Here is a 24,000-nt window from a genome sequence, read left to right on the forward strand (position 1 = left end):
CGAGGATGAACTTTACACAAATTGAAAATGCAGCAAGATTTTTACAGGAAACATCTAAACGCACACCAAAAATCGGTTTAATTTTAGGATCCGGTTTAGGAATTCTTGCGGATGAAATCGAATCAACAGTCAAAATTCCATATCACACCATACCTGATTTTCCAGTCTCAACGGTTGAAGGTCATGCCGGTCAGCTTGTGTTTGGGCAGTTAAATGGCCTTGAGGTCGTGGCCATGCAAGGTCGGTTCCATTATTATGAAGGCTACAGCTTTGATAAAGTGACATTCCCAGTTCGGGTAATGAAACAATTGGGTGTAGACACCTTGATAGTCACCAATGCCGCAGGTGGTATTAACGAAAATTTTAAGCCTGGAGATTTAATGCTCATCTCAGATCATATTAATAATATGGGTTCTAATCCGTTAATTGGTCAAAATGAGGCGAAGCTTGGACCACGCTTTCCGGATATGTCTGAGGCATATAACCGCCAGTTACGTGAGAAAGCAAAAGCAATCGCAACAGAATTGCAGATCCCAATCAAAGAAGGCGTTTACGTTGGGAATACTGGACCATCATATGAAACCCCTGCCGAAATAAACATGCTGCGGATTTTAGGTGGCGATGCGGTAGGCATGTCAACGGTTCCCGAAGTGATTGTGGCACGCCATGCCGGTCTTAGCGTATTAGGAATTTCATGTATTTCCAACATGGCTGCGGGCATCTTGGATCAACCATTAACTCATGACGAGGTTATTGAAACAACGGAAAAAGTAAAAGCAAACTTTATTCAATATATAAAAGCAATTGTGGCTTCGTTTAAATAGTTTGACTCGAATTTGGGCTCAAGGAGTATGTCTGAATACTTTTCAAGGTTAATTTTGAGAAACGTGGTGTTCAACTAATGAGAATGGTCGACCTAATAGAAAAAAAACGTGATGGTTTTGAGCTTTCGAACGAAGAGATACAGTTTATTATTGAGGGATATACGAAAGGAACGATTCCTGATTATCAAATGAGTGCCATGACAATGGCGATATTTTTTCAAGGGATGACAGATACGGAGCGCGCCAATTTAACAATGGCAATGGTTGAATCTGGGGATCAAATCGATCTTTCGGCCATTGATGGGATTAAAGTTGATAAGCATTCAACAGGTGGTGTCGGTGATACAACGACGTTAGTGCTTGGTCCGCTTGTGGCAGCGCTTGGAGTGCCTGTTGCGAAAATGTCCGGTCGTGGCTTAGGTCATACAGGTGGGACAATTGATAAGTTGGAAGCTGTTCGCGGCTTTCATGTTGAAATCGACAACGAGCAATTTATTGAACTGGTGAATCAAAACCAACTGGCGGTAATCGGGCAAAGTGGGAACTTAACGCCTGCCGATAAAAAGCTTTATGCACTTCGCGATGTGACCGCAACGGTAAATAGCATTCCGCTCATTGCTAGTTCAATCATGAGTAAAAAAATTGCCGCTGGTGCTGATGCGATTGTTCTTGATGTAAAAACTGGAGCAGGAGCCTTTATGAAAACGCAGGAGGAAGCACGCGAGCTTGCCCATGCAATGGTGAGAATCGGGAATAATGTGGGGCGCAAGACGATGGCGATTATTTCTGATATGAGCCAACCGTTAGGATATGCGATAGGAAACGCACTAGAGGTGAAGGAAGCGATTGAAACACTTCGCGGTGAGGGTCCAGAAGACTTGACTGAGCTATGTTTGACGCTTGGAAGCTATATGGTCTATCTTGCGGAAAAAGCTGCAACGCTTGAAGAGGCTCGTGAGAAGTTAATTGGTGTGATTCAAGATGGTGCGGCATTATCTAAGTTTAAGCAGTTTCTTGAATCACAGGGCGGCGACGGTTCGGTCGTGGATGATCCGACAAAGCTTCCGCAAGCTGCTTACAAATTCGAATTGCCTGCCAAGGAATCAGGTTATGTTGCAGAAATCGTTGCCGATGCCGTGGGTACGGCAGCCATGCTTCTCGGTGCTGGACGAGCAACGAAGGAATCACAAATTGATTTAGCTGTTGGACTGGTGCTTCGAAAGAAAATCGGTGATAAAGTCGCACAAGGTGAATCACTCGTGACCATTTACAGCAATACTGAAAACGTTGAAGCAGTGAAAGAAAAGCTGTACGAAAATATCAAACTTTCATCGGAGGCAGTTCATGCTCCCACTTTGATATATGAACAAATTAAAGACTAAATATCGGTGAAAGAACGCCAAGTTTGCAATGGAAGTGCAAACTTGGCGTTTTTTTGTGCATCAAAAGAAAATATTTCCACTCGATGTAAATTTTAGTATAAAAAATCCATTGTTGGTAAAAAATGAAATCTATCAAGAATGGGAGGTTTATGATGATGAAACGCAACTTAAGCATAGTGATAGCGATATTACTTAGTATGACAGTAGTAATACCTTCAGTTTCTGCCCAAGAAAAACCAGAGCAGAAAAGCTCAGAGCTTGTCGATAATGCAAGATCTGCCATTTTAATTGAAAGAGATACAGGTTCTATTTTATACGAAAAAAACGGCAATGAAAAATTGCCACCAGCTAGCATGACAAAAATCATGACGATGCTACTCATTATGGAAGCAATTGATCAAGGAAAGCTTGATTGGAAGGAAAAGGTCCGCACGAGTGAATATGCAGCCTCTATGGGCGGCTCACAAATCTTTTTGGAGCCGGGAGAAGAAATGACGGTTGAGGAAATGCTTAAGGGAATTGCGATTGGCTCAGGGAATGATGCGAGTGTTGCAATGGCTGAACGCATCGCTGGGGCGGAATCGGCTTTCGTTGAGAGAATGAATGAAAAGGCAAATGAACTAGGGTTGAAAAATACTCATTTCAATAATACGACCGGATTGCCAGCTGATAATCATTACAGCACCGCTCATGATATGGCGATGATGGCGAAGGAGCTTTTGAAATATCAAGACATTACCAAGTTTACTGGTACCTACGAGGCGTATTTGCGTGAAAATAGCGATAAGAAATTCTGGCTTGTCAATACGAACAAACTAGTCCGATTTTATCCGGGTGTTGATGGTTTGAAAACTGGATTTACTGGTGAAGCAAAATACTGTCTCACTGCAACTGCACAAAAGGAAGGAATGCGGGTTATTGCCGTGGTATTTGGGGCGCCTACTTCTAAAGATCGAAACGCCCAAGTTTCAAAAATGCTTGATTTTGCATTTGCCCAGTACAAAACCCACCCAATTTATAAACGAAATACTGCGGTTGCCCTGACAAAAGTCAGCAAAGGGAGTAAAAAGACATTAGGAATTGTGACAAGCGAGCCTATTTCGGTCCTCACCAAAAAAGGCGAAGATATAAAGAATGTTAAGAAGAAAATTGTTATTAATAAAGACATCAAGGCACCTGTCAATAAAGGCGATCAAATTGGGACCTTGCAACTTGTTTCCAAAGGTAAAGTGCTCACAGAAAGTCCATTGGTGGCAAATGAATCAATCAAAACCGCAACATGGTGGGAATTGTATAAACGTTCCTTTGGAATGTTTTCAAAAATGAGTGATTAACGTCGAAATATCATCGATGGCTTCTAGTTTTAGCGAATTCTCACTAGTTTTGTCCGTAAAGAAGGAAAGTGTTCTATCCGCAGCGAATTGACTCACTATACCAATTAAGGAGGCATTGGATCGTGAGTCTAAACATTGATATGGTTATAAAGCATGATGTACTATGCATTCGGTTAGATGGGGAATTAGACCACCACACCGCAGAAGAGCTTCGCCAACTTGCATCCAAGTCAATTGAAGAATCGAACATACGTCATATTGTGTTAAACCTTGAACAGCTGACATTCATGGATAGTTCAGGACTAGGGGTTATTTTAGGGAGATATAAACAAATCAAGCAACTCCATGGTGAAATGGTTGTATGCGCTATTTCTCCTGCAATAAAACGTCTATTTGATATGTCAGGTTTATTTAAAATCATAAAGCTAGAGCAGACGGAAGAATTTGCTTTACAAAGATTGGGGGTAGCCTGACATATGAAAAATAAAATGGAGCTAAAGTTTAGCGCATTAAGTCAAAATGAATCATTCGCACGGGTTACTGTGGCCGCTTTTATTGCTCAATTAGACCCGACAATGGATGAATTAACTGAAATTAAAACAGTCGTATCTGAAGCGGTAACCAATGCGATTATTCATGGCTATAACAATGACCCGAATGGGATGGTTTATATTTCCGTTACACTAGAGGATGGTTTTGTTGAAATGACAATTAAAGATAAGGGAATTGGCATTGCTGATGTGGAGGAAGCGAGGCAGCCTCTATTTACAACAAAACCAGAATTGGAAAGGTCCGGTATGGGTTTTACCATTATGGAAAACTTCATGGATGAAGTAGAGGTTTCTTCGCACACAGGCAATGGAACGATTATCAAGTTAAAGAAGCATTTATCCCAAAATAAAATGCTATGCAATTAAGGAGTCTTGCCTATGGATGTGGAGGTAAAAAACAATAGTAAGCAGATTTACCTAAAGGACCATGAAGTGAAAGAATTAATAAAACGAAGCCAAACAGGTGATCAAGCTGCACGTGATTTGATTGTTGAGAAGAACCTGAGGCTCGTATGGTCTGTCGTCCAGCGCTTTCTTAATCGCGGCTATGAACCGGATGATTTATTTCAAATCGGCTGTATTGGATTATTAAAATCAGTGGATAAATTTGATTTATCTTATGATGTGAAATTTTCTACTTATGCAGTCCCAATGATTATCGGAGAAATTCAAAGGTTTATCCGTGATGATGGAACGGTCAAGGTTAGCAGATCATTAAAGGAATTAGGCAATAAGATAAGGAAAGCAAAGGATGAATTATCGAAAACATTGGGGAGAATTCCGACTGTTGGTGAGCTGGGCGAGTTTTTGGAGATTTCTCCCGAGGATATCATCATGGCCCAGGAAGCAAGCCGAACTCCAACCTCCATCCATGAAACAGTATTTGAAAATGATGGAGATCCGATTACACTTTTAGATCAGATTGATGATGGAAATGAGGAAAAATGGTTCGATAAAATTGCTTTAAAAGAGGCCATCCTTGATTTAGATGAGCGGGAACGGTTGATTGTGTATTTAAGATATTATAAGGACCAAACTCAATCAGAGGTTGCCACTCGCTTAGGAATATCGCAGGTTCAAGTCTCACGGCTTGAGAAAAAAATACTCCAACAAATGAAAGACCGTATGGACCAATAATCCATGCGGTCTTTTATTTTGTTTGCAGGGAAAAAACAGCAACTAAACAAATCCACCATAATTTGGACATCATGAAAGAAAAATATCAAACTCATACTATTTATTAAGAAAACAATGTATTGGGAAGTGAATGGGATGGACAAAACAATCTACATTCGCATGCGGAACCGAAGTCAGGTTCGAAAGGAAGACAAAGTAGTATTAAAGGATATTGCGCTAATTATTGCCGATGACGATTTAATAAACATACTTCAAACACTTGAAATATATCAGGTAACAAATGCAGATCGTAATATCGTCATTATTGATGCAATGAAGGTTATTAAAAGAATCACCAGTATACTACCTAATAGCGATGTACAAATGATCGGACCATCACAAACGATTGTTGAGGTTATTCTTAAAAAGAAAAAATTCTCAGTTCCTGCTTTTTTGTTAATTTGGTTTTTATTATTCTTCGGTGCAGCATTAACGATTATGAATTTTCATGAGGATGTAAGCATGCAAGTCGTTCATCAAAAGCTCTATACAATGGTCACTGGTAAAAAAGAGCTCAAACCGCTCCTGTTTCAAATCCCTTATTCCCTTGGGTTGGGACTTGGAATGATTTTATTTTTTAATCATTTCTTTCGAAAAAGAATTAATGAAGAACCAAGTCCATTAGAGGTGGAAATGTTTAATTACCAGCAAGATATTGATCAATATGTGATTATGCATGAAAACAAGGAAAGCGTGAAGCATATCGATGATTATTAAAATCGTCTTTGTGGTTTTTTTAAGTCTTGCTGGCGGATTGGCGGTTGGAGCGGGTTTTGTGGCATTTTTAACAGTTTTGGGAATTTTACCTCGGCTCATGCAATTATCCAAAACAATGAAAATGATTCGTTCTTATGAATGGGCAATTGTCATCGGGGCGGTTGTCGGTACCTATGCTAGTCTTAGGGACCCGGTATTTATTCTTTCTCCCGTGTTAATTATGGCAATGGGCTTGGCAAGTGGGGTTTTTGTCGGAATGTTGGCGGCGGGATTAACTGAAGTATTAAATGTTTTTCCGATTTTGGCAAAGCGCATTGGCATTGAAGATCGAATTGAAATATTAATGATGGCGATTGTTTTGGGAAAAATTTTTGGTTCATTGTTTCATTGGATTTATTTTGTTAATTGATCTTAAGAAAGAAGGTCAAAAAAATGGAGCATAAACGACGGCAGATTATCATCGTAACAGACGGAGATGACTATGCTCGAAAAGCTGTAGAAGGTGTCGCAGCTGAAATTGGTGGCAGGTGTATTTCAATGTCACATGGAAATCCCACTTCGTTAAAGGGTGGTGATTTAATTAAACAGATAAAAAAAGCCCCATATGATCCTGTCTTTGTGATGTTTGACGACAGTGGCTACGTCGGTGAAGGTGCCGGAGAAGAGGCATTAAAATATGTTGTGACCCATCCCGATATCAACGTACTAGGTGTAATTGCTGTCGCGGCCAAAACGAAAGATGCCGAATGGACAAAAGTTGATGTTTGTATTGATCGGGAAGGCGTGTTAACTCCGTATGGAGTTGATAAATTTGGTATACCTGAGCTTGAGATGGGCCGAATCAATGGTGATACCGTCTATTGTCTAGATCAGTTTGATTTTCCAGTTGTTGTGGGAATTGGCGATATTGGTAAAATGGCGCAACACGATCACTTTGAAAGAGGTTCGCCAATAACGAAGAAAGCAGTCGAGATTATTCTCGAAAGGAGTGGATATTATGGCAATCGATTTGAAGAAAAAGAAGAAACACCCAATACCGGAATCACTTGATGAAATTGAAAGCTATTTTAAAGAAAAAATTGGACTTGGGACAAGTTTCGATCTTGGTGTGCGTAAAATTAAGCTCGTACGAAAGAATGTTCATTTATATTATGTAAATGGTTTATGCGATACGAACTTTATTATCGAAATCATGGAGCAGCTTCTCCGAATAAATGAACAAGAAAAATTATCCACTAATCTCTTTCAAATGGTCGAAAATCAGCTCGTCCACCAATCAGTTAAGCCGGTAGAATCCTTAGATGAAATGGTTGATCAAGTATTATCTGGGCTCATGGCTGTTTTGGTCGAAGGTGAAGTGCAAGCACTCGTCGTCGATGTTCGCAGCTATCCTGGAAGGTCACCACAGGAGCCTGATACAGAGAAAGTGGTTCGTGGTTCAAGGGACGGTTTCGTTGAAAATATTGTAGTGAATACGGCATTAACTAGACGAAGAATTCGTGACGAAAGACTTCGATTTGAAATAATCAAGGTGGGGGAACGGTCAAAAACAGATATTGCGGTCGCTTATATAAAAGATGTTGCAGACGATGATTTAGTTAGTATCATTAAGAAAGAAATTGAGGCAATCAAAATTGATGGACTTACGATGGCAGATAAAGCGGTGGAGGAATTTTTGCTGAAACAAGGTTACAATCCTTACCCATTAGTAAGATACACGGAGCGAGCTGACGTGGCTGCAACTCATCTACTTGAGGGACATGTGTTAGTTTATGTAGATACTTCACCTAGTGTGATAATCACGCCGACTACATATTTTCATCATTTGCAGCACGCTGAGGAATTTCGCCAATCTCCTGCAGTTGGAACGTTTGTACGTTGGGTTCGCTTTTTGGGAGTGATTATATCACTATTTTTATTACCGTTATGGTTCTTATTTGTACTTGAGCCCCATTTATTACCTGAAAAGTTAGCTTTTATTGGACCAAATGAACAAACGAATATTCCAGTAGTGGTACAGCTTTTCCTTGCTGATGTTGGATTGGAATTCTTGAGGTTGGCAGCAATTCATACGCCAACACCACTCTCTACAGCTATGGGTTTGATTGCTGCCGTTTTAATTGGACAGATAGCCATTGATGTTGGTTTATTTGTTCCAGAGGTCATTTTATATGCGGCATTAGCGACGATTGGGACATTTACCACACCAAGCTATGAATTGAGTATAGCCAATAAAATTGGAAGATTATTGTTGTTGATTGCAGTTGCACTCTTTCATGCCCCTGGATTTGTGATTGGCACAACAGTCTATCTGCTATTTTTGGCTGGGATTCACTCCTTGAATACGCCATATTTGTGGCCGTTTCTTCCGTTTAATCCCAAAGCAGCGATGCAGATTATTGTTCGGACTAGTGTACCCGGGGATAAAATTCGCCCAAGTATTGTACATCCAAAGAACCGCCAAAAGCAGCCTGCTAATTCCTAGGAAAAAAGATTTACAGATGACTGATAATTGTGATAAAGTGGGTTTAATTAAATTGAAGGAAAATAGACAGTGTCGTAAGCGGAACTGTCTATTTGCTTATAGCTTGTTTTGGAGGGAAAAGGATGTACTTTCATGGAACAACCAAAGTCAATAGCAAAGGGCATTTGGAAATAGGCGGAGTTGATACGACCGAGTTAGCACAGACTTTCGGAACGCCATTATATGTTTATGATGTGGCATTAATTCGCAATCGGGCCCGCGGCTTTAAAAAGACATTTGATAACCTTAATGTGCCAGCGCAAGTAGCATATGCAAGTAAGGCCTTTTCCACAGTGGCGATGGTGCAGTTGGCAAAGGAAGAAGGGTTATCTCTTGATGTTGTGTCAGGAGGAGAATTGTACACTGCGCTTTGTGCGGAATTCCCTGCTGAAAAGATTCATTTTCATGGTAACAACAAAAGCGTTGAGGAAATAAACATGGCACTTGATGCTCAAATTGGTTGTTTTGTTGTGGATAATTTCTATGAATTAGATTTACTAGCCGAAATTTGTGCACAAAGAAATATGAAGGCAAATATCTTGATCCGAGTTACGCCTGGTATCGAAGCTCATACCCATGATTATATTTTAACCGGACAAGAGGATTCCAAATTCGGTTTTGATTTGCAAAATGGGCAGGCGGAAACTGCGCTAACCATTGGGATGAAATCTGAATGGCTTGAGGTATTAGGGATTCATTGCCATATTGGCTCACAAATTTTCGAAACGACAGGGTTTATTTTAGCAGCCCAAAAGATCTTTGAAAAATTAGCGCAATGGCGAGACACCCATCAGTACATTCCTCAAGTATTGAATCTTGGCGGAGGATTTGGTATCCGCTATACAAATGAAGACGAGCCGCTTGAGCCTCATCAATATGTAGAGAAAATCATTGCTGAGGTTAAAGCCCAAGCTGAAAACTACAAAATGGAAATGCCGGAAATTTGGATCGAACCAGGACGTTCATTAGTTGGAGATGCAGGTACAACACTTTATAAAGTGGGTTCCCGTAAAGAAGTTCCGAATGTGAGAAATTATTTGGCTGTTGATGGTGGAATGAGTGATAATATTCGTCCTTCATTGTATCAAGCTAAGTATGAAGCTGTATTAGCCAATCGTCCTTTGGATAAGATAGAAGAAACGGTTAGTATTGCCGGGAAATGCTGTGAATCTGGGGATATGCTGATTTGGGATCTACCCCTACCTAAGACTACTGATCAAGATTTACTCGCTGTTTTTTGCACGGGTGCTTACGGGTATTCAATGGCTAATAACTATAATCGAATCCCCCGTCCACCAGTTATTTTCGTGGAAAATGCTGAAGCAACTTTAGTCGTAAAACGTGAGACCTATCAAGATTTAGTAAAACTAGATTTACCCATTAAAGCAAAATTGAAAATATAATAATTTAATGAAAACAAATATAATAATTTAATGAAAACTACTCTTTACAAAACAAATGTACGGGAGTATGATAATCATCAGTTTCATATTCTTAAATCGCTTAATCCTTATTGGAGCGGGGGAACCAATCGGTAAACTTCAACAGTTTACTTGGGGTGAATCCACGAAAATCGCTTTCGCTTTTTGTGGTAGGGCTACTCAAATGGCCCGAATCCGACAGCTAACCTCGTCAGCGTTATGTGAGAGGAAGGTGACGCTGATGCGACATGATTTAACAATGTCCACAGGGGGATGCTTTATGCCTCTGTGGGCATTTTTTGTTTAAACGGTCTACAAATTTATTTATATAACAAATTAATTTGTGTATGGTGGTTGGAGTATGTATACATCGATAAAAAAATTATTAATTGGTCGCCCGTTAAAATCTAATGAGCTTGGTCATCAAAAGCTAAATAAACTAAAGGCGTTGGCGATTCTTTCTTCCGATGCTTTATCATCGGTTGCATATGGGACAGAACAAATATTACTGGTACTTGTAACTGTAAGTATGGTTGCCTTTTGGTATACTTTACCAATTGCTATCGGAGTTCTATTTTTATTAACAGCACTCATTTTATCTTATCGACAAATCATTTTTTCATATCCTCATGGTGGAGGAGCCTATGTAGTTTCTAAAGAGAATCTGGGTGAAAATGCCGGATTAATTGCAGGTGGCTCTTTACTAGTGGATTATATTTTAACAGTCGCGGTTAGTGTATCTGCAGGAACTGATGCTATTACATCTGCTTTTCCAACCCTTCATGGTCACACGGTTATCATTGCGGTTATTCTTGTGATGCTGATTACTGTTCTGAATTTGAGAGGGCTAACGGAGTCAGCGTCCGTGCTATCCTATCCTGTATATTTATTTGTATTTGCTCTATTAATTTTAATCGGTGTTGGCTGTTATAAGATTGCGACGGGTCAAGTTTCTCCCGATTTGCATCCGGCAATTGGGACACCTGTTGCGGGAATATCATTATTTTTATTATTACGGGCTTTTGCATCAGGGTGTTCAGCATTAACGGGTGTTGAAGCTATTTCAAATGCAATTCCAAATTTTAAAGACCCTGCTCCAAATAATGCTGCAAAGACTTTATTATTAATGGGATCATTATTGGCAGTGTTATTTTCGGGGATTACGTTTTTAGCTTATTATTACGGGATTTCTCCTTCACACACTGAAACAGTTGTATCACAAATTGCTGCGCAAACGTTTGGCCGAAATGGCTTGTATTATTTTATACAGGCAACAACAGCTCTCATTCTTGTCTTAGCTGCTAATACAGGCTACTCGGCATTTCCGATGCTTTCTTTTAGTTTAGCAAAGGATAAGTATATGCCTCGAATGTTTACCATTCGCGGTGATCGGCTTGGCTATTCAAATGGAATCATCGCCTTATCTGTCGGTTCAATTATATTAATCATTGCTTTTAATGGGCAAACTGAGCAGCTCATTCCACTTTATGCTGTCGGCGTGTTTATCCCTTTTACACTTTCGCAAACTGGAATGCTCCTTAAGTGGTTACGGGAGAAGCCAAAAGGCTGGCTCTCGAGGTTTATCATTAATCTAACTGGTGCATTGATTAGCTTTACGGTTATGATGATTTTTTTCATTACCAAGTTCGGTCAAGTGTGGTCAGTGCTCATTTTCTTACCTATCATTGTAGTGTGTTTCCATCGTGTTAAAATTCATTATGAAGCGGTGGGAGAACAGTTGAGACTGAAAGAAGACGCTGGAAGTGTTCCAATTAAGGGAAATGTAATTATTGTTCCTGTCGCAGGCATTACACAGGTTGTTGAAAACTCAATTAGTTATGCCAAATCGCTAACAGATCAAGTCATTGCTGTATATGTATCCTTTGATCGAGACGATGAGAAACAATTTGAGCAAAAATGGAAGAGCTGGCAACCTAATGTAAGACTTGTAACACTACATTCACATTATCGGAGTATTATTAATCCGTTGACAAAATTTATCGATACAGTGGAACATAAGGCAAATGAATCAAATTATTGGGTTACTGTATTAATTCCGCAGTTTATTCCCAAGAAAAGCTGGCACAATATTTTACACAATCAATCAAGTATACTAATACGTGCCTATTTGCTATACAAAAGAAAAGTAGTTGTGGCCACCGTACCGTTTCATTTTAAGAAATAATAGTGTAAAATAAGGTTTATTAAATTTTCATTGAAGAAAATCTTTGAATTATGTATGATGAAAACAATGATGTTCGTTTGCAACAAAAAGAAACGTGTACATATAATGTCATCATAGTGAAATAAATGCATGGATTGTTGAAAGTGTGTGTATCGTGGTCTGGACATGTTTATATAATTAATGAGGGATACAATATGTTAATTCGTTATAAGAAAACTTTTGAGAAAATAGCAATGGGCTTGTTGTCATTTATGCCAACAGAAAAAGATTTGAAGAAGTTACAGCAAACGATGAAACAGTATGAGTCAGATGAGCATTGGCAGCTTTTCTTATGGAAAGATGAAGATATTATCGGACTAGTTGGGATTGTTAATGAGCCAAGTTGCTTAGTTGTTCAGCATATTTCTGTGAATCCATCCCATCGGCACCATGGAATCGGAAAGGAAATGGTATCAGCCCTTCGAGAACTGTATCCTGGAAAAGGATTTACAGCAAATGAAATTACAGCACCATTCGTTGATAAGTGTATACATTGTGAAAAATCAGAAGGCAGGGGTTAATTAGGCTCCCTGCTTTCTTTTTGCGTTCGTTTCATGTATAGTGCTTGATGCCGTTGTTTGACAACTTCACTTCGGTCGCGCAATTTATGGCGATCTATAATGTCCATCTGGTGGAGGTTACTATCCTGTCCCCAAGCAAGGCCCATTGCCTCTGTATAGCTTAGACAAAGATTTAAAAGTTTCTCGTCAATAATTGGAAGATTGATGCTGTGGTAGTGCTGATTCGTTTGAATATCTACTAGGCGTTTTTCTAAACCTAACAATAATTTAGGAAAATCAAGACCTAATTGGATTGGTGTCTTTTGCTGTTTACGTAAAATGGTGATGGCTTTTTGAAGTGTTCGCTCCGCGCCATTAGTGTTCTGTCTCCGATAGTGATAATTGGAGACAGCAAGCAAGATGAAGCCAACCCAAATAGATTGTTTGTTTTCATTTGGTAAACCCTTCCAATACTCTTCCAAAATTTCATGGCATTCAAAATAATCCCTGTCTCCATGAAAATGAACTAAATACTGTATATAAGCTGATGGGTACATCATTCTACTCCCTTAAATTAATAAAAACAGTGTAACACATAAGCTTTGTTGATGAAAAACGATAAAGCCCAGCTACAAAGCTGGGCATTGTGAGTTACAGTTTCAATTAACGGCTCTTTTACTTAGAACCAAGAAGCACCTACGATAATTAATAAAATGAACAAGACAACAATTAAGGCAAAGCCACCGCCGTGACGATATCCATCTGACATATCCATTCCTCCTCTTAAAGATGTAACGTATTACAGTGCATCATATGTAAGAAAAGAGAAGTGGTTTGGGCGATTGTCATAGTTTTGTTAACAAAAATCTACACGTTGAAAATTGTATTGGATTAAAATCCTTCATCTACTATACTAGAAATAGTGTTTTCATGAATATGGTAAAACTTATCTGAATGAAATTTTGGTGATTAGCATGCAGTATAATGTAAAGATTGATGCCTTCGAAGGACCGCTGGACCTCCTCTTACATCTTATTAATACATTGGAAATTGATATATACGACATCCCTGTCGCAAAAATTACAGAACAATATTTACTGTATATTCATACGATGAATGAGCTACAACTTGATGTGGCCAGTGAATTTTTAGTAATGGCCGCGACCTTGTTGGCAATTAAAAGTAAGATGCTTCTGCCGAAGTATGAAGAAGAACATGATGAGGAAGGCTTTGATATTGAATTGGAGCAGGATCCACGTGAAGAACTGGTTGAACGGCTCATAGAATACCGCAAATATAAGGAAGCTGCTCAGGATTTAAAATCGCTAGAGGAAGAGCGAAGCATGATTTATACGAAAGCACCAAGTGACCTTTCTGAGCTAGCAGGAACGATTAAACAAGAAACAAGAGAACTGAATGTCACCTTATACGATATGCTGGGCGCATTTCAAAAGCTATTAAGACGGAAAAAACTACAGAAGCCATTGCCAACGAAGATTACCAAGCAGGAAATTCCGATTCAAACAAGGATGAAAGAAATCCTTGTAGAGCTTAAAACTGTACCGGGCAGGAAAAACTTCTTTGAATTATTTCCTTACCCAGAACGTGGGCATATTGTTGTAACCTTCTTGGCTATATTAGAATTAATGAAAAGAAAAGAAATTCACGTGGAGCAGGAGGAAAATTTTGCTGATATTTTCGTCTCCGCTGTGAAGGAGTGATGTGTTTGGAAAAGAATCAACTTAAAGGCATAATCGAAAGCTTATTGTTTGCTGCAGGTGATGAAGGCTTAACCGTGAAACAATTGGGAGAAGTCCTGGAAATGTCGGAGCAACGAGCTATCGAATTAATTGAAGAAATGAAGCAGGATTATCAACAAAATGCGGCAAGAGGCATTTCGATTGTCCAGCTTGCAGGTACGTTTCAATTAGCGACTAAGAAAATAAATGCCGAATATTTGAAGAAGCTGGTTGAAGCACCTGGAACCAGTCATCTTTCGCAGGCAGCGCTCGAAACCCTTGCCATTATTGCCTATAAACAACCTATTACTCGTGTCGAAATTGAAGAAATTCGCGGAGTAAAAACAGAGCGGCCACTGCAAACTCTCGTAGCTAAGGCACTTATTAAGGAAGTTGGTCGAGCTGAAGGTACAGGACGGGCCATCCTCTATGGAACAACGAAGGAATTTCTGGATTATTTTGGTCTTCGTACTATTGAAGAGCTTCCGCCACTTCCTGACAAAGTAGATGAGGAATATGTACAAGAGGAAGCCGATTTATTCTTTGATAAGTTTCAAGAGGCTCTCGACTCGTAACTTTTCTGACACATTTTCTGACGGATATGGTAAAATAAAATTGTTATTTATATGCTCCTAAAATGATTTTAGGAGTATAGCAATGGCGGTTTTTTGATTGTCCGAAGGAGGGAGTCATTTTGCTTGTAAAACAATGCAAAGGCTATGAGTTAGAAAAAGAAAAACCTAATACTTCAGAGGATTTTTTTAATCGTAGTGAAGTAGTCTATGTTGATAATGGTGAAGAAAAAATCCTGCATGTCTTATATGTTCGATATTTTGACGAGGTAATAAGTGAGTTTACCCCTTATACTGATAAAACGCTTTTTCATATTGATACAAAAGAGGTTACCTTCAAGGATATTGTTGCCCTTGTTTGTTTAATCAAGAATCCTGCTTTAAGTGACCGTAAGCGTATTTACATAAATAGGCGAGATGATTTCGCTTCCTATTTTGCGGAAATTGAGTTTTCAAAATTACCTGAGATTTTCCGTGAGATTGATAAAAATCAGGGGTATGAACTTCGCAATCCATCTGAATTTATTGTTCAACCTCAATAGAACTAAAACAAATGGGGGAAAAATGAATGGGAAATACAATCGTTAAAGCCCAAATCGAAGATGTTAAATACTTTTTAGCAAAATCTAGCGCATTACTTGAAGAGTTTTTGAATGAAAACACTTTGTCTGGATTATTGGAGAAGCAGCCTGGTAATCAAGAATATTATAAGCTTTTGTTATCGAATATTAGAAAGTTGCTTGTATACGTTGAAGAAAGTCTTGATTCTTGTAAAGTGATTTTACATAGTGATACTTTCCCTAAAGCAGCTGCTGAAAAAACGCTGTATCGTATTTACCATCAGATAATTGAGGAATTCTTCTCACCAAAAAATGATGTATGGTTTGAAGATAGTCGATCAGCGTATACTGGAAAAAATTCCATTAAGTTTCGTGAAGCGGCACCTGAACAAATCGAGAAGCTCCTTGCTAGCCTTGAAGGCGAGTTCCAAAGAGTGAGGGAAGAGCTTCAATACTATGAAACAGATTACCGAACAAAAATGATGCAATCGAAGTAAACATAAGGGGTGGCCTAGCGGTCGCTCTTTTTTTCTTGAGTTCAAAACAAAATTCATCCATTCACTTTTGATAATCCACTAAATCTACTAGTCATTTCTCATGCGAACCTTCATAGGTTAGATATGATAAGAAGGAAAATGGGAGGAAATCGAATGGCAAATTTCGATGACTATGTTAAAAATGTTATGGGCTGGAACAAGGATTTAGTTCAATTCTTGGAGTCAGAACAGGTTGATAAAGAAGAGGATATCTGGCTTAAGTTGGCTCGATTTAGTGATATTCTGGAAGGGGTATCTGCCGCTCCCTCTCAACAACAACTTGCATCGATCCAAGCTCAGGTAGAGGCTTTAAATGAAGAGTTAGAGACATATTTTATTCAAAGGCAAAACATTGGTTCGGTTTGGATGAAGGAGCCAGAAGTTCCGATTGGGGGCCATACTTTACCACCGCTCCCTTATGCATATGACGCGTTAGAGCCAATTATCTCAAAGGAAATCATGGTGCTTCACCATGATAAGCATCATCGTTCCTATGTTGATGGGTTGAACCATGCTGAAAAAATGTTGAAAAAGGCGCGAGAATCCCATGATTTTTCCTTCATAAAGCATTGGTCACGAGAGCTGTCTTTTCACGGTTCTGGCCATTATTTGCACACAATCTTTTGGAATAATTTGAAGCCAAAGGGCGGTGGCCAACCTAGTGGGAAATTACTTGCGAAGATTCAATCATATTTCGGCAGCTTTGAGGCATTTAAGAAGCATTTTAGCGAAGCAGCAAAGCAAGTCGAAGGGGGAGGCTGGGCGCTCCTTGTTTGGTCACCGCGAGCGCGTCATTTAGAAATTTTACAAACTGAAAAGCACAATCTTTTAACGCAATGGGATACGATTCCGCTTTTAGTCCTAGACGTATGGGAGCATGCATATTACCCTCAGTATCGGAACAATCGGGGAGAATATGTGAAAAATTGGTGGGCCGTTGTGAATTGGAAGGATGTTGAAAAAAGATTTGAGGAAGCGAGCCACCTTAAATGGCGTCCTTTCTAAATGTAATCGAGGTACACATATGTGTGCCTCTTTGTTGTGGCGAAAAACACCATGAATCCAGTCGTTGCTACGTAATAGTCATAATAGCTGCTTGCTCGCATAAACTTGTACAAACCCCAAAAGGAGACGAGGTTTATTAAATGAAAAAGATTTCTATGCTTTTGCTCTTAATCTTCATCATTTCCTCCATTGTCATAAATTTTGCTCCCATAGTTGAAGCATCGGGATCGGTGAGCGCCAGAAATGCGGTTTTAATCGAACAGAAATCTGGTCGGATTTTATTCCAAAAAAACGCATTTGAAGAAAGAAGAATTGCTAGTATTACCAAAATCATGACGGCAATTTTGGCCATTGAATCAGGAAAATTGGATGAAATGGTGACCGTAAGTAATCGAGCTGTTCGTGCTGAAGGTTCTTCAATTTATTTAAAACTAGGGGAGAAAATTAAACTTGAGGATCTCGTCTATGGTTTAATGCTGCGCTCAGGGAATGATGCTGCCGTGGCGATAGCTGAACACGTTGGCGGAAGCGTTGAAGGGTTTGTATTCCTTATGAACCAAAAGGCTGAAGAAATAGGTATGACCAAAACTCATTTTGCCAATCCTCATGGCTTAGATGATTCCAAGGAGCATTTCTCAACAGCCTATGATATGGCAATATTAACACAATATGCGATGGGGAATCCTACATATCAAAAAATTGCCGGAACAAAGGTCCATCGTGCTCCTAATCCAAATGAAAAATGGGACAGAGTCTGGAAAAATAAAAATCGATTACTGACAGAAAAGTATAAATATACAACAGGTGGAAAAACAGGCTATACCAAATTGGCAAAACGAACGCTCGTAACGACAGCAACGAAAGGTGATCTAGATTTAATAGCGGTTACATTAAATGCTGGTGATGATTGGAATGATCACATTTTTATGTACGAATCTGCCTTTAGAAACTATGATCTTGTCGAAGTAATCAGCCCTGGTTCAATTCAAGCAGTGAAAGAGAGCATATATAAAAAGAAAATTTATGTGAAATCAGCGGTTGAATATCCCGTAACATCAGAAGAACAGGGCAAAATCAGCGTGCAATATAAGATGGTTAAGCCTAAAAAGGATTGGAAGAATCAAGCAAATATTCCTGATGTAGTTGGTAAAGCAATTGTTTATTTTGGTGATGAGAAAATTGATCAGGTTCCGATTTATTATCGCCATACCGAGAAGGAACAGAATTCAATTTGGGATTATTTTAAAAATATTTTACAACTTATTATAGGCGTAGATTCTAATGGTTAATTATATTTGGGTGGGAATGACGATTATTGGAATTGTATTTGCAATGGTGAATGGAACAATTTCTGAAGTAAATGAAGCGGTTTTTAATGGTGCTAAGGAAGCAGTAACACTTTGCATAGGACTAATCAGCATCCTTGTGTTCTGGTTAGGCATGATGAGGATTGCTGAAGATTCAGGTTTGCTTTCGAAATTGACAGGACTATTTCGACCTCTCATTGTCAGGCTGTTTCCTGAGGTTCCACCCAATCATCCGGCAATGGGTTATATTTTATCCAATATGATTGCAAATATGTTTGGATTGGGAAATGCAGCAACGCCTCTAGGAATCAAGGCGATGGAGCAGTTGAAAAAGTTAAATGGAAATAAAGACAATGCAAGCCGATCCATGATTACCTTTTTGGCAATGAATACAGCAAGCATTACAATTATCCCGACGACCGTCATCGCAATCAGAATGAATTATCACTCTGATTCCCCTACTGAGATTGTTGGACCGACTTTGGTCGTCACGATTCTTTCGGCGATTGCAGCGATCATCATCGACCGATACTTTCACTCACGAAGACGTCGTAAAGGAAGAGACTAATATGGAAATAATTTCGATGATTTCACTTTGGTTAATCCCTATTATAATAGGGACTATCTTGATTTATGGGACGATCAAAAAGGTTCCCACCTATGAAAGCTTTGTCGAGGGTGGAAAAGAGGGTATCAAGATAGCCGTTTCAATTATACCTTACTTAGTCGGGATGTTAGTGGCTATTACCATCTTTCGTGCTTCTGGGGCATTGGATTATTTAATGAAACTAATTGGTCCGGCAGTGAACTCGTTCGGGATTCCATCGGAAATCATTCCTTTAACCATTATCAGACCGATTTCAGGGACCGCAGCATTAGGAATGACAAGTGATTTAATCGCGACGTATGGTCCGGACTCCTTTGTTGGACGATTGGCCTCTGTCCTACAGGGAAGTACAGACACAACCTTCTATGTTTTAACTGTATATTTTGGAGCTGTTGGCGTTAAGAAAATGGGAGATGCTTTAAAGGTTGGTTTATTGGCTGATGTGGTGGGAATCGTAGTTGCAATTGCTGTTGTTGCCTTTGTTTTTGGAACTAACCATTAACTAACTAATATGATTAAGAGTAACCTAGCGAAAAAATTGCTGGGTTATTTTTGTTATACTGGAATAAATCGACAATAAATTATTTTTTCTGTATTTCTTCTACATAAAAAGCAAGGTTACTTTGAAATTTGACGATTTTATGTCATAATTCAAGGGATAGAATCAAAGTTTTTGACTTTGATCTAAATAGTATTTGAGGTGGCATTTAATGGAACGCTTGCAAAAAGTTATTGCCCATGCAGGAATTGCATCACGAAGAAAGGCAGAACAAATCATCTTAGAGGGAAAGGTAACTGTGAACGGTAAAGTAGTGAAGGAGTTGGGGATTAAAGTATCTCCTTCGGACCGGGTTGAAGTTGAAGGAATTCCACTTGAACGGGAAGAACCGGTTTACTTTCTTTTTTATAAACCACGTGGAGTCATCTCGAGTGTCCAAGATGAAAAGGGCAGAAAGGTGGTAACAGACTATCTTCCTGAGATCAAACAAAGAGTTTACCCAATTGGAAGGCTAGACTTTGATACATCTGGATTATTATTACTTACCAATGATGGAGAATTTGCGAATTTGCTTATGCACCCACGCAACGAAATTGATAAAGTGTACGTTGCGAAGACAAAGGGGATTCCGACTAGAGAGAACATCAAGAAATTGCAAAGAGGCATTCAACTTGAAGATGGTAAAACTGCACCGGCAAAGATAAAAATCCTATCCTTTGATAAACAAAAACAAACAGCTGTGATTGAAATTTCAATTCATGAAGGCAGAAATCGTCAAGTGCGAAGAATGCTTGAGGCGATTGGTTGTCCAGTCCAAAAACTAAAACGGGAACGCTATGGTTTTTTAACGCTGGCAGGACTTTCAGCAGGTGATATGCGTGAATTATCACCACATGAAGTAAAACAAATTAGGGTAATGGCAACAAGTAAAAGTTCATAAAAATGTCAAAAATGAACTTTATGTTAACAATACCTAGATGTTGTAAAATGTTATAATTTAGTGAAAATTGCTTTAATTTAGTACGATGGAGGGGAGTACAAATGAAAAAGCAGCGGTTGGTCATGCGCACAATGATTCTGCTCATCTTGGGAGCGGCGATTGCATACACACTCTATGCGAATTTTATGCAGGATAAGGAGAAAACAGTCGAAATCGGGAAAGAAGCCCCTGATTTCGCATTAGTAGACTTAAAAGGAGAGAAACATCAACTATCCGACTTAAAAGGACAAGGCGTATTTTTGAATTTTTGGGGTACTTGGTGCAAACCATGTGAAAAAGAGATGCCTTATATAAATAATCAGTACCTGCAATTTAAGGATGAAGGCGTTCAGGTTCTTTCAGTTAATATCGGTGAATCGAATTTAGCTGTAGAAAAATTTGCAGAGCGGTTCAATTTAGCTTTTCCGATTGTTATTGATAAGGATAGCCAAGTTATGAACGCTTATAACGTCGACCGACTTCCAGTAACTTTTTTGATAGATAAAAATGGAAAGGTCGTTCAAACATATATAGGGGAATTAACGGAGGAAAAGGTCAAAGATTTTATGGAACAGATTAAACCGTAAAGGTATGGGGAGTATGGGAACATGAATGATGTAAAGTGCGAATGTGGTCACGTCAATCCGCATGGTACAATTCTATGTGAAGCATGTGGAAAGGTACTCGTGGAAGAAGAGAGTAAACAAGTTTTAGTAGATATGCGCTACGAGGGGAGTGCGCGACGTTCACAAACCTATAATAAGACGATTGTCGATAAAATTTGGAACTTTTTTTCTTCAGTAAAAGTTGGGGTATGGCTCATTGTTATTACTTTGATTGCATCAGGAGTTGGCACAATTTTTCCACAGGAAATGTATATTCCGCCAACGATGCCGGCAGATGAATACTATCAAGATCAATATGGCATATTGGGTAAATGGTATTATTTATTAGGTTTTCATAATTTGTATAGTTCTTGGTGGTATTTAATTTTGATTGCCTCCATTGGAGTATCCTTAGTTATTTGTAGTTTAGACCGTGTTGTTCCGCTTTATCGCGCGTTAAAGGCACAGCGTGTAACTAGAAATGAGGGGTTTCTAAAGCGTCAGCGTCTTTTTGGTGCATCAATCATCGACGGGGAATCACAAACTCAAACACTTGAGAAAGTTAAACAAAATCTAAAAGCGAAACGCTATCAGATTCGCGAAGAAAATGGCAATATTCTTGCCGAGAAGGGACGTTTTTCAAGATGGGGTCCTTATGTAAATCATGTCGGCTTGATTATCGTCTTATTTGGTGCCATGTTAAGATTTGTTCCAGGTATGTATATTGATAAAGTGGTTTGGGTTCGTGAAGGGGAAACAAAGGCCATCCCTGAAACAAACGGAGAGTATTATGTTAAAAATAATCAATTTTTACTCGAGACTTACCAAAAAGGTAAAGAGAAAGAAGTATTTAATAATGCAATTAATATGACTGGTGGAGGTATGGCGAAAAATTATCAATCAAGTGTTACGCTGTATCAAAAAAAGGGAGACAGTGTTGCAGGTGAAAGCCATGACCTCACCAAAGTAAAAGATTACAAGATTCGAGTAAATCATCCGTTAAAGTTTGAATCATTTGCATTATATCAAGTTGATTATAAGCTGGACGAATTAAATAAAATGTCGTTTAAATTAACAAAGAAAGATACTGAAGAGGGATTTGGGGAAATAACCATTGATTTATTTAATCCTGAAGAAAAATATGACCTAGGGAATGGATACTCTGTAGAGGTTGTCAGTTATTTTCCAGATTTTGAATTTGCAGAGAATGGTGAACCAACTACTAAATCACGTATTCCAAACAATCCAGCCTTTGTATTTACAATGAAAACACCTGATAAACCTGAAGGTGAAACTAGTTTTGTAGCAATACGACAAACAATAGAACCTTTTGGTGATAATCAATATAAAATGAAATTTTTGGGGATTGAGACGAAAAATGTGTCTGCTTTAACAGTTCGTAAGGATTTGACTATTCCAATCATTATTTTAGGTGGAATTATCTTTATGATCGGTGTTGTCCAGGGGGCCTATTGGAATCATCGTCGGATCTGGGTCCAACGAAACAAAGGTGAACTGTGGATTGCCGCCCATACAAATAAGAATTGGTTTGGACTAAAGCGTGAAATTCAATCAGTTATTCAAGATACTCAACTTCATGAACCAGTCGATCAAGCAGATAGTAATGAAAAGAAATAGGGATGGAAGAGTTTTAGTAAGGGGGAAAGAAAGTGGCTAACGCAAGTGGAAATTTGCTATTTGCAGCATTTATACTTTACATTGTCGCCATCGTATTTTTTGGTGGTTCGATAAAGCAAAAAAAGGGGTTAAATCATCAAGACAATATCAATAATTGGGCGAAAATTGGTGTTGGTATCACCATTCTTGGCTTTATCGCCCAACTAGGATATTTTATTTTACGTTGGATTGCAGCAGGTCATGCACCAGTCAGTAACTTATTTGAGTTTACAACATTCTTTGGCATGTCATTAGTCGGGGCATTTATCATTATTTATTTTGTGTATAGAACACCACTATTGGGATTGTTCACCATGCCGGTAGCGGTTCTACTAATTGCCTATGCAGCCATGTTCAATCGGGAAATAACGCCGTTAATCCCTTCATTGCAAAGCTATTGGCTTCATATACACGTTACGACAGCAGCAATGGGACAAGCTATATTATCGATTAGCTTTGTTGCTGGGATTATTTATTTAATTAAATCAGTTGATCAGACCAAAACTAGTAAAAGCACATTTTGGTTGGAAATGGTCATGTATGGCGTGGTAAGCACACTTGCTTTCGTGTTATTGTCGACAACGTTTACGGCGCTTGATTACGAAGCTAGCTTTACTTATATTGATAAAAGCGATAATCCTGCCGAAATTGCTTATGAGGTACCTGCTTTGATAGGACCACATAAAGGTGAACTTGTGACCAAAAATGTCTTTGAACCTATCGTTGAAGTACCAGCAATTATCAATGCCAAAAAATTAAACACGGTTGTTTGGTCACTTGGTGTTGGACTTGTTTTATATGGTATTGTTCGCTTAATTATCAGAAAAAGAATTTCAGCAAAGCTACAACCTTTAACGAAAAATATTAATTTGGATTTAGTCGATGAAATTGGCTATCGATCAGTATTAATCGGATTTCCGGTCTTTACTTTAGGAGCGTTAGTGTTTGCGATGATTTGGGCGCAAATTGCTTGGACAAGATTCTGGGGATGGGATCCAAAGGAAGTTTGGGCGCTTATTACTTGGTTATTTTATGCAGCATTTCTACATTTACGCTTATCAAAAGGTTGGCATGGTGAAAAATCTGCTTGGTTATCGGTAGTTGGTTTTATTATCATCATGTTTAATTTAATTGTTGTTAACCTTGTTATTGCAGGACTTCACTCTTACGCATCCATGTAACAATATTGAATATTTTTTATCTGGGTAGATTTACTTGTACGCAATATCTAACAACAATGAATATACATTCTTTCGTGATA

27 protein-coding genes and 1 riboswitch are annotated in these 24,000 nt (G+C 38.8%); of the genes, 25 read left to right on the forward strand and 2 right to left on the reverse strand.

The features are described from left to right. The first annotated feature begins 5 nt into the window (after positions 1-5). The 13 genes from HHO41_RS08080 to HHO41_RS08140 all read left to right on the forward strand — a co-directional run bounded on the left by HHO41_RS08080 (position 6) and on the right by HHO41_RS08140 (position 12,674). Positions 6-824 (forward strand): purine-nucleoside phosphorylase, encoded by an 819-nt coding sequence (locus HHO41_RS08080; protein WP_169097302.1) that lies wholly within the window; start codon positions 6-8, stop codon positions 822-824. A 77-nt stretch (positions 825-901) separates the two neighbouring features. Continuing rightward, the gene (locus tag HHO41_RS08085; RefSeq protein WP_169097304.1) at positions 902-2,206 is read left to right on the forward strand and encodes a pyrimidine-nucleoside phosphorylase; all 1,305 of its coding nucleotides are present in this window, start codon (positions 902-904) and stop codon (positions 2,204-2,206) included. A 155-nt stretch (positions 2,207-2,361) separates the two neighbouring features. Beyond that, the gene (locus HHO41_RS08090) at positions 2,362-3,540 is read left to right on the forward strand and encodes a D-alanyl-D-alanine carboxypeptidase family protein (protein WP_169097306.1); all 1,179 of its coding nucleotides are present in this window, start codon (positions 2,362-2,364) and stop codon (positions 3,538-3,540) included. Between the two features lie 122 nt (positions 3,541-3,662). Beyond that, entirely contained in the window at positions 3,663-4,013 is a 351-nt protein-coding gene (gene spoIIAA, locus HHO41_RS08095; protein ID WP_169097308.1) for an anti-sigma F factor antagonist, read from the forward strand. Between the two features lie 3 nt (positions 4,014-4,016). Continuing rightward, complete coding sequence (gene spoIIAB, locus HHO41_RS08100; protein WP_169097310.1) at positions 4,017-4,457, forward strand: anti-sigma F factor; 441 nt, start codon at positions 4,017-4,019, stop codon at positions 4,455-4,457. A gap of 12 nt (positions 4,458-4,469) precedes the next feature. Next, on the forward strand, positions 4,470-5,228 hold the full coding sequence (gene sigF, locus HHO41_RS08105; RefSeq protein WP_169097312.1) for an RNA polymerase sporulation sigma factor SigF: 759 nt from the start codon (positions 4,470-4,472) through the stop codon (positions 5,226-5,228). 135 nt (positions 5,229-5,363) lie between these two features. After that, complete coding sequence (locus HHO41_RS08110; protein WP_169097314.1) at positions 5,364-5,984, forward strand: stage V sporulation protein AA; 621 nt, start codon at positions 5,364-5,366, stop codon at positions 5,982-5,984. Further along, positions 5,974-6,393 (forward strand): stage V sporulation protein AB, encoded by a 420-nt coding sequence (locus HHO41_RS08115; protein WP_169097316.1) that lies wholly within the window; start codon positions 5,974-5,976, stop codon positions 6,391-6,393. The genes HHO41_RS08110 and HHO41_RS08115 overlap by 11 nt, the downstream gene beginning before the upstream one ends. 23 nt (positions 6,394-6,416) lie before the next feature. Further along, positions 6,417-7,034 carry a stage V sporulation protein SpoVABEA gene (gene spoVAEA, locus HHO41_RS08120; RefSeq protein WP_169097318.1) on the forward strand — a complete coding sequence of 206 codons (618 nt, stop codon included), beginning with the start codon at positions 6,417-6,419 and terminating at the stop codon, positions 7,032-7,034. Continuing rightward, positions 6,982-8,469 (forward strand): spore germination protein, encoded by a 1,488-nt coding sequence (locus tag HHO41_RS08125; RefSeq protein ID WP_169097320.1) that lies wholly within the window; start codon positions 6,982-6,984, stop codon positions 8,467-8,469. Before spoVAEA ends, HHO41_RS08125 begins: the two co-directional genes overlap by 53 nt. A gap of 122 nt (positions 8,470-8,591) precedes the next feature. Continuing rightward, positions 8,592-9,911 (forward strand): diaminopimelate decarboxylase, encoded by a 1,320-nt coding sequence (lysA, locus tag HHO41_RS08130; RefSeq protein ID WP_169097322.1) that lies wholly within the window; start codon positions 8,592-8,594, stop codon positions 9,909-9,911. Positions 9,912-9,998: 87 nt separating this feature from the next. After that, a riboswitch (cyclic di-AMP (ydaO/yuaA leader) is annotated at positions 9,999-10,162 on the forward strand. A gap of 128 nt (positions 10,163-10,290) precedes the next feature. Beyond that, complete coding sequence (locus HHO41_RS08135) at positions 10,291-12,114, forward strand: APC family permease (RefSeq protein ID WP_169097324.1); 1,824 nt, start codon at positions 10,291-10,293, stop codon at positions 12,112-12,114. Between the two features lie 194 nt (positions 12,115-12,308). Then, positions 12,309-12,674 (forward strand): GNAT family N-acetyltransferase, encoded by a 366-nt coding sequence (locus HHO41_RS08140; protein ID WP_169097326.1) that lies wholly within the window; start codon positions 12,309-12,311, stop codon positions 12,672-12,674. Here HHO41_RS08140 and HHO41_RS08145 read toward each other — a convergent pair. Together HHO41_RS08145 and HHO41_RS08150 are read right to left on the reverse strand one after the other, a co-directional pair. Next, positions 12,671-13,213 carry a DUF309 domain-containing protein gene (locus HHO41_RS08145; protein ID WP_248278403.1) on the reverse strand — a complete coding sequence of 181 codons (543 nt, stop codon included), beginning with the start codon at positions 13,211-13,213 and terminating at the stop codon, positions 12,671-12,673. The two genes, HHO41_RS08140 and HHO41_RS08145, sit on opposite strands and share 4 nt — an antisense overlap. A gap of 119 nt (positions 13,214-13,332) precedes the next feature. Next, positions 13,333-13,422 carry a YjcZ family sporulation protein gene (locus tag HHO41_RS08150; RefSeq protein WP_169097328.1) on the reverse strand — a complete coding sequence of 30 codons (90 nt, stop codon included), beginning with the start codon at positions 13,420-13,422 and terminating at the stop codon, positions 13,333-13,335. A 205-nt stretch (positions 13,423-13,627) separates the two neighbouring features. On the opposite strand from HHO41_RS08150, the gene HHO41_RS08155 reads away from it, so the two are divergent. The 12 genes from HHO41_RS08155 to ccsB all read left to right on the forward strand — a co-directional run bounded on the left by HHO41_RS08155 (position 13,628) and on the right by ccsB (position 23,920). Next, positions 13,628-14,374, forward strand: coding sequence for a segregation/condensation protein A (locus tag HHO41_RS08155; protein ID WP_169097330.1), 747 nt, complete (start codon positions 13,628-13,630; stop codon positions 14,372-14,374). 5 nt (positions 14,375-14,379) lie between these two features. Then, a complete protein-coding gene (gene scpB / locus HHO41_RS08160) occupies positions 14,380-14,967 on the forward strand; it encodes an SMC-Scp complex subunit ScpB (protein WP_211171085.1) in 588 nt (195 codons plus the stop codon). A gap of 119 nt (positions 14,968-15,086) precedes the next feature. Then, complete coding sequence (locus tag HHO41_RS08165; RefSeq protein WP_169097334.1) at positions 15,087-15,506, forward strand: hypothetical protein; 420 nt, start codon at positions 15,087-15,089, stop codon at positions 15,504-15,506. Positions 15,507-15,532: 26 nt separating this feature from the next. Further along, entirely contained in the window at positions 15,533-16,021 is a 489-nt protein-coding gene (locus HHO41_RS08170) for a YpuI family protein (RefSeq protein WP_169097336.1), read from the forward strand. A gap of 153 nt (positions 16,022-16,174) precedes the next feature. Next, positions 16,175-17,065 (forward strand): superoxide dismutase, encoded by an 891-nt coding sequence (locus HHO41_RS08175; protein ID WP_169097338.1) that lies wholly within the window; start codon positions 16,175-16,177, stop codon positions 17,063-17,065. Between the two features lie 140 nt (positions 17,066-17,205). Next, positions 17,206-18,354, forward strand: a complete 1,149-nt coding sequence (locus tag HHO41_RS08180) for a D-alanyl-D-alanine carboxypeptidase family protein (protein WP_169097340.1) — start codon at positions 17,206-17,208, stop codon at positions 18,352-18,354. Further along, positions 18,347-18,940 carry a nucleoside recognition domain-containing protein gene (locus HHO41_RS08185; RefSeq protein ID WP_169097342.1) on the forward strand — a complete coding sequence of 198 codons (594 nt, stop codon included), beginning with the start codon at positions 18,347-18,349 and terminating at the stop codon, positions 18,938-18,940. The genes HHO41_RS08180 and HHO41_RS08185 overlap by 8 nt, the downstream gene beginning before the upstream one ends. Position 18,941: 1 nt before the next feature. Beyond that, positions 18,942-19,481, forward strand: coding sequence for a spore maturation protein (locus tag HHO41_RS08190; protein WP_169097344.1), 540 nt, complete (start codon positions 18,942-18,944; stop codon positions 19,479-19,481). A gap of 208 nt (positions 19,482-19,689) precedes the next feature. Further along, positions 19,690-20,418 carry a pseudouridine synthase gene (locus tag HHO41_RS08195; protein ID WP_169097346.1) on the forward strand — a complete coding sequence of 243 codons (729 nt, stop codon included), beginning with the start codon at positions 19,690-19,692 and terminating at the stop codon, positions 20,416-20,418. 101 nt (positions 20,419-20,519) lie between these two features. Further along, entirely contained in the window at positions 20,520-21,044 is a 525-nt protein-coding gene (gene resA, locus HHO41_RS08200; RefSeq protein WP_169097348.1) for a thiol-disulfide oxidoreductase ResA, read from the forward strand. A gap of 21 nt (positions 21,045-21,065) precedes the next feature. Next, entirely contained in the window at positions 21,066-22,700 is a 1,635-nt protein-coding gene (resB, locus tag HHO41_RS08205) for a cytochrome c biogenesis protein ResB (RefSeq protein WP_169097350.1), read from the forward strand. Between the two features lie 32 nt (positions 22,701-22,732). Beyond that, positions 22,733-23,920 (forward strand): c-type cytochrome biogenesis protein CcsB, encoded by a 1,188-nt coding sequence (gene ccsB, locus HHO41_RS08210; protein ID WP_169097352.1) that lies wholly within the window; start codon positions 22,733-22,735, stop codon positions 23,918-23,920. Positions 23,921-24,000 lie beyond the last annotated feature (80 nt).

Source organism: Bacillus sp. DNRA2 (assembly GCF_012843265.1).
GTDB lineage: Bacteria > Bacillota > Bacilli > Bacillales > Cytobacillaceae > Bacillus_BU.